The 11,981-nt window shown below is 77.9% G+C and carries 14 protein-coding genes and 1 pseudogene; 12 read left to right on the top strand and 3 right to left on the bottom strand.

The genetic code is table 11. From position 1 onward, the window contains the following. Positions 1–4: 4 nt before the first annotated feature. The 5 genes from glmS to ACI8AA_RS19470 all read left to right on the top strand — a co-directional run bounded on the left by glmS (position 5) and on the right by ACI8AA_RS19470 (position 6,118). Positions 5–1,840: a glutamine--fructose-6-phosphate transaminase (isomerizing) gene (gene glmS / locus ACI8AA_RS19490; RefSeq protein ID WP_457046031.1), complete on the top strand. Its 1,836-nt coding sequence runs from the start codon at positions 5–7 to the stop codon at positions 1,838–1,840. Between the two features lie 87 nt (positions 1,841–1,927). Beyond that, a complete protein-coding gene (locus tag ACI8AA_RS19485) occupies positions 1,928–2,320 on the top strand; it encodes a holo-ACP synthase (protein ID WP_457046030.1) in 393 nt (130 codons plus the stop codon). Further along, positions 2,317–3,771, top strand: coding sequence for an NAD(P)H-hydrate dehydratase (locus ACI8AA_RS19480; RefSeq protein WP_457046029.1), 1,455 nt, complete (start codon positions 2,317–2,319; stop codon positions 3,769–3,771). Before ACI8AA_RS19485 ends, ACI8AA_RS19480 begins: the two co-directional genes overlap by 4 nt. After that, positions 3,768–4,898 carry an alanine racemase gene (gene alr, locus ACI8AA_RS19475; protein ID WP_457046028.1) on the top strand — a complete coding sequence of 377 codons (1,131 nt, stop codon included), beginning with the start codon at positions 3,768–3,770 and terminating at the stop codon, positions 4,896–4,898. Before ACI8AA_RS19480 ends, alr begins: the two co-directional genes overlap by 4 nt. 20 nt (positions 4,899–4,918) lie before the next feature. After that, positions 4,919–6,118, top strand: a complete 1,200-nt coding sequence (locus ACI8AA_RS19470) for an alpha/beta fold hydrolase (protein WP_457046027.1) — start codon at positions 4,919–4,921, stop codon at positions 6,116–6,118. 3 nt (positions 6,119–6,121) lie between these two features. Here ACI8AA_RS19470 and ACI8AA_RS19465 read toward each other — a convergent pair. Further along, positions 6,122–6,682, bottom strand: a pseudogene (locus ACI8AA_RS19465) (TIGR04222 domain-containing membrane protein); the annotation flags it as partial. A 93-nt stretch (positions 6,683–6,775) separates the two neighbouring features. Between ACI8AA_RS19465 and ACI8AA_RS19460 the strand changes: the two are divergent. From ACI8AA_RS19460 to tsaD, 7 genes are all read left to right on the top strand, one after another. Beyond that, entirely contained in the window at positions 6,776–7,408 is a 633-nt protein-coding gene (locus tag ACI8AA_RS19460) for a uracil-DNA glycosylase (RefSeq protein WP_457046026.1), read from the top strand. Beyond that, positions 7,405–7,854: a tRNA (adenosine(37)-N6)-threonylcarbamoyltransferase complex ATPase subunit type 1 TsaE gene (tsaE, locus tag ACI8AA_RS19455; RefSeq protein WP_457046025.1), complete on the top strand. Its 450-nt coding sequence runs from the start codon at positions 7,405–7,407 to the stop codon at positions 7,852–7,854. The genes ACI8AA_RS19460 and tsaE overlap by 4 nt, the downstream gene beginning before the upstream one ends. A 94-nt stretch (positions 7,855–7,948) precedes the next feature. Further along, positions 7,949–8,665 carry a hypothetical protein gene (locus ACI8AA_RS19450; protein ID WP_457046024.1) on the top strand — a complete coding sequence of 239 codons (717 nt, stop codon included), beginning with the start codon at positions 7,949–7,951 and terminating at the stop codon, positions 8,663–8,665. A 32-nt stretch (positions 8,666–8,697) separates the two neighbouring features. Continuing rightward, positions 8,698–9,114, top strand: coding sequence for a GNAT family N-acetyltransferase (locus ACI8AA_RS19445; protein WP_457046023.1), 417 nt, complete (start codon positions 8,698–8,700; stop codon positions 9,112–9,114). 11 nt (positions 9,115–9,125) lie between these two features. Then, positions 9,126–9,761, top strand: coding sequence for a tRNA (adenosine(37)-N6)-threonylcarbamoyltransferase complex dimerization subunit type 1 TsaB (gene tsaB / locus ACI8AA_RS19440; protein ID WP_457046022.1), 636 nt, complete (start codon positions 9,126–9,128; stop codon positions 9,759–9,761). Continuing rightward, positions 9,758–10,210, top strand: coding sequence for a ribosomal protein S18-alanine N-acetyltransferase (gene rimI / locus ACI8AA_RS19435; RefSeq protein WP_457046021.1), 453 nt, complete (start codon positions 9,758–9,760; stop codon positions 10,208–10,210). The genes tsaB and rimI overlap by 4 nt, the downstream gene beginning before the upstream one ends. Next, positions 10,203–11,240, top strand: a complete 1,038-nt coding sequence (tsaD, locus tag ACI8AA_RS19430; protein WP_457046020.1) for a tRNA (adenosine(37)-N6)-threonylcarbamoyltransferase complex transferase subunit TsaD — start codon at positions 10,203–10,205, stop codon at positions 11,238–11,240. The genes rimI and tsaD overlap by 8 nt, the downstream gene beginning before the upstream one ends. Here tsaD and ACI8AA_RS19425 read toward each other — a convergent pair. Both ACI8AA_RS19425 and ACI8AA_RS19420 read right to left on the bottom strand, forming a co-directional pair. Beyond that, a complete protein-coding gene (locus ACI8AA_RS19425; protein ID WP_457046019.1) occupies positions 11,230–11,715 on the bottom strand; it encodes a Clp protease N-terminal domain-containing protein in 486 nt (161 codons plus the stop codon). The genes tsaD and ACI8AA_RS19425 overlap by 11 nt on opposite strands. After that, positions 11,715–11,957, bottom strand: a complete 243-nt coding sequence (locus ACI8AA_RS19420; protein ID WP_457046018.1) for an RNA polymerase subunit sigma-70 — start codon at positions 11,955–11,957, stop codon at positions 11,715–11,717. Before ACI8AA_RS19420 ends, ACI8AA_RS19425 begins: the two co-directional genes overlap by 1 nt. Positions 11,958–11,981 lie beyond the last annotated feature (24 nt).

Raw genomic sequence — 11,981 nt, 5'->3', positions numbered from 1 at the left:
CCGCTTGCACTTCACCGAGAGGGCGCGCCGCGGGCACATAAGCGGGTGTAACCCCGCCGGGGGGGCCCCGGGGGGGGGGGCCGCCCACGGCTCCGGTGAGCTGGCGTCGGCCAAGAAGGCGGGCAAGCTGGCCAACCTGGAGAAGGTCCTGGCCGACGCCCCGCTGCCGGAGTCGACCCTGGGCATCGGGCACACCCGCTGGGCCACGCACGGCGGCCCCACCGACCGCAACGCCCACCCGCACCTGTCGGCCGACGGCCGGGTCGCCGTCATCCACAACGGGATCATCGAGAACTTCGCGCACCTGCGCGCCGAGTGTGAGGCCGCCGGCGCCGAGATGCGCTCGGAGACCGACACTGAGGTCGTGGCGCACCTGCTGGCCGCCGCCTACGCGGAGCTGCCCGCGGGCCCGGGCCGGTTCGCCGAGGCGATGCGCGTGGTCAGCCGCCGGCTGGAGGGCGCGTTCACCCTCGTCGCGGCGCACGCCGACGAGCCCGACACGCTCGTCGCCTCCCGCCGCAACAGCCCGCTGGTGGTCGGGGTCGGCGACGGCGAGTACTTCCTCGGGTCCGACGTCGCGGCGTTCATCGCGCACACCCGCGAGGCCCGCGAGCTCGGCCAGGACCAGGTCGTCGAGATCGACCGCGCCCGCGGCCTGACCGTCACCGACTTCGACGGCGCGCCCGCCGAGCCCGCCGCCTACACCGTCGACTGGGACGCCGCGGCCGCCGAGAAGGGCGGTCACGACTGGTTCATGCTCAAGGAGATCGCCGAGCAGCCGCAGGCGGTCGCCGACACCCTGCGCGGGCGCCTCGGCGACGACGGCGAGCTGGTCCTCGACGAGGTGCGGCTGTCCGACCAGGACCTGCGCGACGTCGACAAGGTCTTCGTCGTCTCCTGCGGCACCAGCTACCACGCCGGGCTGATCGCCAAGTACGCCATCGAGCACTGGACCCGCATCCCGGTCGAGGTCGAGGTGGCCAGCGAGTTCCGCTACCGGGACCCGGTGCTCGACCGCTCCACGCTGGTCGTCGTCATCAGCCAGTCCGGCGAGACCATGGACACCCTCATGGCGCTGCGGCACGCCAAGGAGCAGAAGGCCCGCGTGCTGGCCATCTGCAACGTCAACGGCTCGACGATCCCGCGCGAGTCCGACGCCGTGCTCTACACCCACGCCGGCCCGGAGATCGCCGTCGCCTCGACCAAGGCGTTCCTGGCGCAGATCGTGGCCTGCTACCTGGTCGGGCTGTTCCTCGCCCAGGTGCGCGGCATCAAGTACGCCGACGAGGTCGGCTCGATCGTGCAGCAGCTGCAGCGGCTGCCCGAGGCGGTCGAGCAGGTGCTGACCCAGATGGAGCCGGTGCGCGAGCTGGGCCGGTCGCTGGCCGACGCGGACACGGTCCTGTTCCTCGGCCGCCACGTGGGGTTCCCGGTGGCGCTGGAGGGTGCGCTCAAGCTCAAGGAGCTGGCCTACATCCACGCCGAGGGCTTCGCCGCCGGCGAGCTCAAGCACGGCCCGATCGCGGTGATCGAGGAGGGCACCCCGGTGGTGGTCATCGCGCCGTCGCCGGCCGGGCGCAGCCTGCTGCACGGCAAGGTCGTCTCCAACATCCAGGAGATCCGGGCCCGCGGGGCGCGCACCATCGTCATCGCCGAGGAGGGCGACGAGGACGTCGTCCCCTATGCCGACCACCTCATCCGGGTGCCGCGCACGCCCACCCTGCTCGCCCCCGTGGTGACGACCGTGCCGCTGCAGATCCTCGCCTGCGAGATCGCCGACACCCGCGGCTTCGACGTCGACCAGCCCCGGAACCTGGCCAAGAGCGTCACCGTCGAATAGAGGCCCCCTCCGTTCCCACCGCTCGCTCCGCTCGCAGCGGGCCCCTGCAGAGGGGCCGTGCCAGCACGTCTCGTGCAGACTGGCCCGGTGATCGTCGGGGTCGGGATCGACGTGGTCCCCGTGACCCGGTTCGCCGAGTCGCTGGTGCGCACCCCGGGGCTGCGGGACCGGCTGTTCACCGCGGACGAGCAGACGACGCCGTCGGGCAGCGCCCGCACCGCGGAGTCGCTGGCCGCGCGGTTCGCCGCCAAGGAGGCGGTCGCCAAGGCCCTCGGCGCGCCCGGTTCGCTGCACTGGCACGACGTCGAGGTCATGGTCGGCGAGCGCGGCCGCCCGCACCTGGAGGTGCGGGGCACGGTCGCGAAGCGGGCCGCGGACCTCGGCATCAGCAGCTGGCACCTCTCGCTCAGCCACGACGGCGGCATCGCGTCGGCCGTGGTCGTCGCCGAGGGCGGGGCCGGGCGGGAGGGGGCGCCGTGATCGGGCTGTCCACCGTCGCGGAGGTCCGCGCCGCCGAGGACGTGCTGCTGGCCCGCACCCGCGAGGGCGCGCTCATGCAGCGGGCGGCGACCGGCGTGGCCACCGTCTGCCTGCGGCTGCTCGGCCGGGTGCACGGCGCGCGGGTCACCGTCCTGGCCGGCGGCGGCAACAACGGCGGCGACGCGCTGTTCGCCGGCGCGCGGCTGGCCGTCCGCGGCGCCCGGGTGACCGCCGTCCTGCTCGACCCCGACCGCGCCCACCCGGACGGGCTGGCGGCGCTGCGCCGCGCCGGCGGGCGGGTCGCCGGCCCGGACGGGCCCGACGGGCTGGACCGCGCCGACCTCGTCCTCGACGGCATCGTCGGCATCGGCGGCCGCGGCGGGCTGCGGCCGGACGCCGCCCGGCTGGCCGAACGCGCCGCCACCGGCCCGGGCATCCCCGTCGCCGTCGACGTCCCGAGCGGCGTGGACGCCGACACCGGCGTGGTCGAGGGCGCCGCGTTCGCCGCCGTCCACACGGTCACCTTCGGCGCGGTGAAGCCCGGCCTCGTCGTCGGCGAGGGCCGCGGGCACGCCGGCACGGTGCACCTGGTCGACATCGGCCTGGGCCCGCACCTGGCCCCCGCGCGGGCGTACCGGCTCACCGACGACGACGTCGCCGCGCACCTGCAGCCGCCCGGCGACGTCGACGACAAGTACTCCCGCGGCGTCGTCGGGATCGTCGCCGGCTCGGCCACCTACCCCGGCGCCGGGGTGCTGTGCACCGGGGCGGCGCTGCGCACCCGGCCGGGGCTGGTCCGCTACGCGGGCACCGCGGCCGAGGGCGTGCGCGCCGCGTGGCCCGAGGCGATCGTCACCGCCGGCCGTCCCGGCGACGCCGGCCGCGTGCAGGCCTGGGTGGTCGGGCCGGGCATGGGCACCGACGACGACGCCCGCAGCGTGCTGGCCGAGGTGCTGGCCACCGACCTGCCGGTGGTGGTCGACGCCGACGCGCTGACGATGGCCGCCCGCGAGCCGGACCTCGTCCGCCGCCGGACCGCCCCCACGGTGCTCACCCCGCACGACCGCGAGTTCGAGCGCTTCGGCGTCGCGGTCGGCGCGGACCGGGTCGGCAGTGCCCGCCGGCTGGCCGCGGACCTCGGCGCGGTCGTGCTGCTCAAGGGCAGCGCCACCGTCGTCGCGGACCCGGACGGGACGGCGTTCGTCAACGGCACCGGCACCCCGGAGATGGCCACCGCCGGCACCGGCGACGTGCTGTCGGGGATCCTCGGCGCCCTGCTGGCCGCCGGCACCCCGGCCGCGGAGACCGCGGCGGCGGCCGCGCACCTGCACGGCCGCGCCGGTCAGGTCGCCGCCGAGACCGGGCCGGTGGTCGCCGGCGACCTGGTGCGGCGGCTCCCCGAGACGGTGGCCCGGGTGCGCGGCAGCGGCCTGCGAGACTCGGGGGTGTGAGCGAACCCCGGGCCGAGGTGGTCGTCGACCTCGACGTGATCGCGGCGAACACCGCCGTGCTGCGCGAGAAGGTCGGCCGGCCGCTCATGGCGGTGGTCAAGGCCGACGGATACGGGCACGGGCTGGTGCCCGCGGCCCGGGCGGTGCTGGCCGGCGGCGCGGACGCGCTCGGCGTCGCGGTCCTCGAGGAGGCGCTGGCGCTGCGCGCCGCGGGGGTGACCGCGCCGCTGCTGGCCTGGCTGCACACCCCCGGCACCGACTTCGCCCCGGCGCTGCAGGCCGACGTCGAGCTGTCCGTGAACGCGGAGTGGGGCCTGGCCGAGGTGGTCGCCGCCGCCCGCGCCACCGGCCGGACCGCGCGGCTGCACCTGTTCGCCGACACCGGCCTGTCCCGCGAGGGCGCCACGACGGCCGACTGGCCCGGCCTGGTCGCCGCGGCCGCCCGCGCGCAGGCCGACGGCGAGGTCGAGGTGGTCGGCCTGTGGAGCCACATGGCCTACGCCGACGCGCCGACCCACCCGACGATCGGCGCCCAGGTGCGGGTGTTCGACGAGGCCGTGGACCTCGCCCGCGGCGCCGGGCTGGACGGGCGACGGCACCTGGCCAACTCCGCGGCCACCGTGGCGCTGCCCGACACCTGGTACGACATGGTCCGCCCCGGCATCGCCCTCTACGGCCTGGATCCGCTCGGCGGCGACCCGGCGGTGCACGGCCTGCGGCCCGCGATGACCGTGCGCGCGCGGGTGGCGCTGACCAAGCGGGTGCCCGCGGGCGTCGGCGTCTCCTACGGCCACACCTACTCGCCGGTGACCGAGACCACGCTCGCGCTCGTGCCGGTGGGGTATGCCGACGGGGTGCCGCGGGCGGCGGGCAACCGGGCGCCGGTGCTCGCCGGCGGCGCCCAGCGCACCATCGCCGGGCGGGTGTGCATGGACCAGTTCGTGCTCGACGTCGGCGACGCCGCCGTGGCGCCGGGCGACGAGGTGGTCCTCTGGGGTCCCGGCGACCGGGGCGAGCCCACCGCGCAGCAGTGGGCCGACGCGGTCGACACCATCCACTACGAGCTGGTCACCCGGGTCGGCGGGCGGTTCACCCGCCGGCACGTCGGGTCCGCGGGGGCGGTCTGATGGCACCCAGCAGGAGACCGGTGCGGCGCGCGGCCGCCCCGGCGCGGTCCGGTGTCGCCGGGGCGCTGGAGCGCCACCCGGCCGCCGGGGTCGCCGGGGCCGTCGTCGGCCTGGCGGCGGCGACCACCGCCGTCGGCGTGGCCGTCGCCCGGATCGCCACCCGGCGGGTGCGCGCCGAGCGGCTGAGTCCCGCCGGGGCGCTGCCCGAGGGCGCCACCGCCGCCGAGCTGCGCGAGGACGACCCGCTCGGCCCGGCCTCCCGTCAGGCCGACCGCACCGCGCTGGTCCAGGCCGACGACGGCGTGCTGCTGGCGGTGGAGGAGGTCGGCCCGCTCGACGCGCCGCTGACCGCCGTCTTCGTGCACGGCTACACGCTGTCGATGGCCTCGTGGACGTTCCAGCGGCGGTCGCTGGGCGCGCAGCTGGCCACCGCCAACGGGCACCGCCCCGCAGCCCGGCTGGTGTTCTACGACCAGCGCGGCCACGGCGGGTCCACCCGCGGCCCGGCCGAGAACTCCACGATCGAGCAGCTGGCCCGCGACCTCGCCACGGTGATCGAGACCCGGGTGCCCGAGGGGCCGGTCGTGCTCGTCGGGCACTCCATGGGCGGCATGACCGTCATGGGCCTGGCCGACCGGCACCCGGAGCTGTTCGGCACCAGGGTCGTCGGCGCGGCCCTGGTGTCGACGTCGAGCGGCAACCTGGCCGAGCTGGACTTCGGCCTGCCCGAGTTCCTCACCCGCGTGCGCGCCGCGGTGCTGCCGGTCGCGGCCTGGACGATGCGCCGCCGGCCGGCGTTCGCCGAGCGCACCCGCCGGCTGGCCGCCGACGTCGTCTCCGCGGCCACCTGGTCGCTGTCGTTCTCCTCCACCGAGGTCGACCCGCGGCTGGGCCGCTACGTGGACGCGATGATCGGCGGCACCCCGGTCGACGTGATCGCCGAGTTCTACCCGGCGCTGGCCGGCCTCGACGAGACGGGCGCGCTCGAGCCGCTGCGCGGCGTGCCCACGCTGGTGCTCACCGGCGACGCGGACAAGATGATCCCGCGGGCGCACAGCGACACCCTCGTGGAGCTGCTCGGCGGCGAGGGCCCGACGGTCGAGTACGTCGTCGTGCCGGACGCCGGGCACCTGGTCCCGCTGGAGCGGCCCGACGAGGTCACCCGCGCCCTGTCCGGCCTGCTGCGCCGCGTCGCCGCCGGGACGCCCGTCCGGGACTGACCCTCAGCCGCGGGCGTCGTACAGGCGGCCCATCAGCTCGTCGCGGGTGCGGTGGGCGACCTCGCAGCCGTCGGCGAAGGTCAGCTCCCACGGCGTCCCGGCGCCGGGCACGACCGGACGGCGCGGGGGCTCCACCACCGCCGCCCGCAGCGCCGGGTCGGTCAGCTGACGGGTGCCCTCCAGCGCCACCCGGCGCACCGGGTCGGCGTCGCCGGCCCGCGCGTTCCGCAGCAGCCGCCGGCCCGCGGCGGTCGGGCCGAGCAGCCGGCCGAGCAGCCCCTCGTGGCGCAGCCGCCGCGCCACCTCGGTCACCCGGTCGTCGCCGAGCGCACGCCAGCGCACGGTCTCGACCGAGCGGCGGCCCCGCGCCCCGACGGCGTCGAGGACCGCGGCCTCGATCGGGTGCCGGCGCCGCGGGGAGACCACCTGCAGCTCGCCCGGGGCGACGGCGCGCACCCGGCCCGTGACGACCAGGGCGACCAGCGCGGTGTCGACCACCCGCTGCGTCCCGCCGGCGAGGCAGGCGACGTCGTACACGTCCGGCTGCGGCGTCATGGCGGCTCCTCCCGGCGCGGGGTCCCGAGCACAGGGTGAGGCCCCCGGGCCGTGGAGGGAAGCCCGGAGGCCCGGCCGCCGTGGCCCCCGTAGGGTCGGCGCGTGGCCGCCCCCCGTCCGCCCCGGTTCGACGCCGCGGCCGAGGAGGTCGCGCGCACCGCCGCCGCGGCCGCCGACTGGTCCGAGCTGGCCGCGGCCGCCAGTCCCTGCGTCGCCTGTCCCGAGCTGGCCGCCACCCGGCAGCACGTCGTCGTCGGGGACCCGCCGGTGCGTGGCCGGGCCCGGTTCGCGCTGGTCGGGGAGGCGCCCGGCGCGAACGAGGACGAGACCGGCCGGCCCTTCGTCGGGAAGTCGGGGCAGCTGCTGGACCTGCTGCTCGCGGAGGCCGGGCTGGACCGCGCCGAGGCGGCGGTGCTCAACATCGTGAAGTGCCGGCCGCCGGGCAACCGGACGCCCAAGACGCCCGAGGTGGCCCGCTGCAGCGGCTGGCTGCGCCGCCAGCTCGAACTGCTCGACCCGCCCGTCGTCGTCGCGCTCGGCCTGTCGTCGGCCAAGTGGTTCCTCGGGCCGCGGACGGTGCTCGCCGAGGCCCGCGGCCGCCCGCACGACGTCGGCGGCCGCGCGGTCTGGGCCACCTACCACCCGTCGGCGGCGATCCGGTTCGGCCCGGCGGGGGCGCCGCGGGCCGGGCTGCTCGAGGACCTCACCTCGGTGGCGCGGAGCCTGGCGCCGTGAGGCGCGAGCACGAACTGCCCACCCCCGAGGACACCCGGGCGCTGGGCGCGCAGCTCGCCGCCGTGGTGCGGCCGGGCGACCTCGTCGTCCTCACCGGGCCGCTGGGGGCGGGCAAGACCGCGCTGACCCAGGGCCTCGGCGCCGCGCTCGGGGTGACCGAGCCGGTCACCTCGCCCACGTTCGTCATCGCCCGCGTGCACCGCGGCGGGCGGCTGCCGCTGGTGCACGTCGACGCCTACCGGCTCGGCAGCGTGGCCGACGTCGACGACCTCGACCTCGACGCCTCCACCGAGGAGTCGGTGACCGTCGTCGAGTGGGGCGCCGGGCTGGTCGAGCGGTTGGCCGACGAGCACCTCGAGGTCCGGCTGGACCGCCGCGAGGACGACGTCCGCACCGCCCTGCTGCTCCCGTACGGCCCCGGCTGGGAGCGGCGGCTGGCCGACTGAGCGTCCGCCGGGGCGGCCACGGGAGCCCCCCGGGCGGGTGACGGACCGGCGTGCCCGCTCGCGGGCGACGGCCGGCCGTGCCGATGAGCAGGCCGTGACCGCTGCGCCCACGATCCCCGTCCCCGCCGCCCGGACACCGACGCGCCCGGGCGCGCCGGCCACGATCGGCCGGTGCGTCGCCACGGTCGCGGTGACCGCCGGGCTGATCGCGTCCGCTGCCGGCTGCGCGGGCCCCCAGGTCGCTCGGGCCTCCGCGGAGGCCTCGACGTCCGCCCCGGCCGCGCCGGCGACCGCCGTGCCGACCGCCAACGGGCTGGCCGCCGAGCAGGAGGCCGCCGCCGCCACCGTCCGGGAGGCCGCCCGCGTCGCCGCCGAGCAGGCCGCCGCCGAGCAGGCCGCGCGCGCCGCCGCCGACCAGGTCGCCGCCGAGCAGGTCGCCGCCGAGCAGGTCGCCGCCGAGCAGGCGGCCGCCGAGGCCCCGCCGGCCGCCTCCCCGCACACCCCCGTCCGCCCGTCCACGCCGACCGCCTCGGGCGGCCCGTCCCGCCCTGCGCCTGCGCCGGCTCCCGCACCCGCCCCGGCCCCGGCGCCGCAGCCGCAGGTCGACCCGTGGGTGAGCCTGACCGGCAAGTCGTGCACCTTCGACGGCACCAGCTACCACATGGGCTTCACGGTCGTGTGGTCCGACGGGCACGCGGAGCGCGTCGCCCACTACGTCTCCAGCGGCCCGGCGATCTCCAACCTGTACACCGACTACGCCGGTGAGGACCTGTGGACGGTCTACCCGGCCGACCAGGACTTCGCCTGCTGATCCCGCGATCCGCCGCGGACGCCGCCGCCCCGGTGCGGCTCCCGCCCGGCTTCGCCGACCCCGCCTGGGCGCCGGTGTGGCGGATGTGCGCGGCGCAGGTGGCCGCCGACCCGTCGGCCGCCGCGTGGGTGACCGGCGCGGTCCGGGACGTCGACCGGGGGGTGGTGGTCGGCCGGGCCGGCCTGCACGGCCCGCCCGACGCCCTCGGGATGGTCGAGATCGGCTACGCGGTGCTGCCCGGTCACCGGCGGCGCGGCTACGCGCGGGCGGCGCTGGCCGCGCTGCTGGACCGGGCGCGGCGCGAGCCGGGCGTCGCGGTGGCCCGGGTGTGCATCGCGCCGGGCAACGCGGCGTCGCGTGCGGTCGCGCTGCCGTTCGGCTTCCGCGCGGTGGGGGAGCAGGTGGACGAGCTCGACGGCCCGGAGGTCGTGTACGAGCTGTCGGTCTAACCTGGCGAGTCGTGCTCGTCCTCGCCCTCGACACCGCGACCCCCACCCTCGTCGCCGGGGTCGCCCGCCGCACCGCCGGGGACGTCGAGGTGCTCGCCGAGCAGGCGGTGCCCTCGGGCAACCGGCACGCCGAGCTGCTCGTCCCCGCCGTCCGCGAGGCGCTGGCCGCGGCCGGGCTGACCCTCGCCGACGTCGACGCCGTCGTCGCGGGCCTCGGCCCCGGGCCCTTCACCGGCCTGCGGGTCGGCGTCGTCACCGCCGCGGCGCTCGCCGACGCGCGCGGCGTCCCCGCGGTCGGGGTCTGCTCGCTGGACGCGGTCGGCTCCGGGCGCCGCACCGTGGTCACCGACGCCCGCCGCAAGGAGGTCTACTGGGCCGCCTACGACGACGGCGGCGCGCGCGTGGACGGTCCCGGCGTCGTCCGCCCCGAGGAGGCCGGGTTCCCCGGCCCGCTGGTCGGCGACCCGCGGTTCGCCGACCGGCTGGGCGCGCCGGTCGAGCCCGCCGAGGTGACCACGGCCGGGCTGCTGCGCGCGGCGGCGTCCCTGCTCGACGACCCGTCCTCCGCCGGGCCGCTGGTGCCGCTGTACCTCCGCCGGCCCGACGCCGTCCCGCCGACGTCGTTCAAGCCGGTGACCACCGCGTGAGCGCGCGGCTGCGGCCGATGCGGCTGGCCGACCTCGACGCCGTCCTCGCGCTGGAGGAGGAGCTCTTCGCGCCGGACACCTGGACCCGCGCGATGTACCGCGACGAGCTCGCCCGCACCGACACCCGCCACTACCTGGTGGCCGAGGACGACGGCGCCGTGGTCGGCTACGCCGGACTCATCGCCTACGACGACGAGGCGCACGTGGCGACCATCGGCGTCGCACGGGACCGGCAGGGCGAGGGCATCGGGGCGCGGCTGCTCGACGCGCTGCTCACCGAGGCCGACCGGCGCAGCCCGGTGGTGCTGCTGGAGGTGCGGGCCGACAACGAGCTCGCGCAGGGCCTCTACCGGCGGCGCGGGTTCACCGAGATCGGCCGGCGGCGCGGCTACTACCAGCCGAGCAACACCGACGCGGTCGTGATGAAGAGGGAGAGGCTCCGTGGCTGACGAGCCGCTGGTCATCGGGTTCGAGACCTCCTGCGACGAGACCGGCGTCGGCGTCGTCCGCGGGCAGACGCTGCTCGCCGACGCGCTCGCCACCTCGATGGCCGAGCACGAGCGCTTCGGCGGGGTGGTGCCCGAGATCGCCTCGCGGGCACACCTGGAGGCGATGGTCCCGACGGTGCACCGTGCGCTGGCCGAGGCCGGGGTGTCCGCGTCCGACGTCGACGCCGTCGCCGTGACCGCCGGGCCCGGGCTCACCGGCGCCCTGCTGGTCGGGCTGGCCGCCGCCAAGGCGTACGCGCTCGCGCTGGACAAGCCGCTGTACGGCGTCAACCACCTGGCCGCGCACGTCGCCGTCGACGAGCTGCAGCACGGCCGCCTCGCCGAGCCGTCGCTGGCGCTGCTGGTCTCCGGCGGGCACAGCTCGCTGCTGCTGGTGCCCGACCTCGCCCAGGAGGTGCAGTCGCTGGGCCGCACGATCGACGACGCCGCCGGCGAGGCCTTCGACAAGGTCGCCCGCGTGCTGGGGCTGCCCTTCCCCGGCGGCCCGCCGATCGACCGGGCCGCGCGCGAGGGCGACCCGGCGGCGATCGACTTCCCGCGCGGGCTCACCGGACCCCGCGACGCGCCCTACGACTTCAGCTTCTCCGGGCTGAAGACCGCCGTCGCGCGGTGGGTCGAGGCCCGGCGGGCGGCGGGGGAACCGGTGCCGGTGGCCGACGTCGCGGCGTCGTTCCAGGAGGCGGTCGCCGACGTGCTGACCGCCAAGGCGGTGCGGGCCTGCCGCGAGCACGGCGTCGACCACCTGGTGCTGGGCGGGGGAGTGGCGGCCAACTCGCGGCTGCGGGCGCTGGCCGAGGAGCGCTGCGCCGCGGCCGGGATCGTGCTGCGGGTGCCCAGCCCGCGGCTGTGCACCGACAACGGGGCGATGGTCGCCGCGCTCGGCTCGCGGCTGGTGGCCGCCGGCGTCGAGCCGTCGGCGCCGGAGCTGGGCGCCGACAGCTCGCTGCCGATCGACGTCGTCAGCCGCTGACGGCGCGGGCGGCGTCGCGCAGCCGGGCGCGGTCGACGCCGAGGCCGGCCAGCGCCCGGACGACCGTGCCGTGCTCGAGGTCGCACACCGCGGCGACGACGTGCGCGCCGCGCAGCGGGGAGCGCGCCGCCTTCGCCGCCGCGACCGCCGCCCGGAAGACCTGCTGCGCCTGCGGGGTCGAGCGCATCGGGCCGGTGGCGGGCCCGCGCAGCGCCGGCTCCCCGGTCGCGGCGCCGACCCCGACCGACGCGAGGGCGGCGGCGTGCGCGGCCTCCACGGCCGGGCGCAGGCGGCCGGCGTCGGTCCCGACCCGCGCGAGCGCGGCGGCGGCCGTGCCGTCGGGGAGCGCGGTCGCCGCGAGCAGGAGGTGCTCGGGGCCCGGCGTCGCCTCCCCGCCGCCGCGTGCCTCGGCCTCGGCGCCGGTGAGCAGCGCCTTCACCGTCCGCAGGTCCCGCACCGCGGTGACGATCCCCATCAGCTCTCTCCTCCTGGTCGGGGCCCGCGCCGCGCGCGGACCTCGGGGGCGAACCTCTTGTGGGCGGCCTGCGCGCTGATGCCGAGCGCCTCGCCGACCTGGGCCCACGTCCAGCCCCGGCCGACCGCCTCGACCACCGCCTCGACCTCCAGCCGGCTCGCGAGCCGGCGCAGGGCGACGACGGCGGCCAGGGCCGCCTCGGGGTCCTCGGGCCCGGGTACGGAGACCGGTTCGACCGCCACGTCATCAACCTAGGTTGATGGCAT

It is taken from the genome of Geodermatophilus sp. SYSU D01180 (genome assembly GCF_054050415.1).
Note: the sequence above shows the minus strand (reverse complement) of the source record. Positions and strands in the feature narration are given on the sequence as shown.

Bases quoted from the DNA above. Each gene is read 5' to 3' on its own strand.
- ACI8AA_RS19425 (WP_457046019.1), bottom strand. From the start codon at position 11,715: ATGGGGATCGTCACCGCGGTGCGGGACCTGCGGACGGTGAAGGCGCTG.